The 672-nt window shown below is 67.3% G+C and carries 1 protein-coding gene; it reads left to right on the top strand.

Features of this window, described 5'->3' with window-relative positions:
- Positions 1-49: 49 nt before the first annotated feature.
- On the top strand, positions 50-672 hold a 623-nt coding region (locus ACTM82_RS08985), incomplete at its 3' end, for an IS3 family transposase (RefSeq protein WP_441055881.1).

The raw sequence follows: 672 nt of genomic DNA, 5'->3' as shown, positions 1-672 counted from the left end.
GGGACTGCGGACAAAAAGTTGGACCGTTGAGGTCCGGAACGGAGTCCGCATGGCATACAGTAGGAGAATGGTGGAGAGGGCCAGGGCGCTTCGCGGCGCCGGGCTCACCGTCATGGAGATAACCGAGATACTCGGCGGGCCCGGCAAGACGTCCGTCTGGCGCTGGATCAGGGACGTGCGCAAGCCCGCGGGAAGGGCCGGTGGAGGAATGGACCTGCCGCGACTCGTCGGGGACGGCCCCGACTACCCCGACATCGACCCGGAGGACAAGGACGCCCTGATCGAGCGGCTCAGGCTCGAGAACGCGGTGCTGAGGGCGGTGCAGGACGTTTTAAAAGCCGAGAGCCTCGACGGGATGTCGAACAGGGAGAAGACCCTGGTGATAGACCGCCTGAGGCCGTGCGGGAAGTGGTCCTTGAGAGAACTCACGAGTTCCTTGGGGATATCAAAGAGCTCCTATGAGTACCAGCGCCGCGCGATCGCGAGGCCCGACCGGCGCGCGCCCCTGCGCGCGCTCGTGCGCAGGATCTTCACCGAGGACGGCGAGGGGGCGCGGGGGTACCGCTTCGTGACGGCGCGCCTGCGCGAGCTCGACGAGCCCGTGCGCGCCTCGGAGAAGGTCGTCCTCCGCATCATGCGCGAGGAGGGCCTGGTCCCCAGGTGGATGAGGAG

The organism is Collinsella sp. HCP3S3_E5, assembly GCF_052067635.1.
Classification (GTDB): domain Bacteria; phylum Actinomycetota; class Coriobacteriia; order Coriobacteriales; family Coriobacteriaceae; genus Collinsella.
The sequence above is the reverse complement of the archived record's forward strand: the minus strand, read 5'-3'. Positions and strand labels throughout refer to the sequence as shown.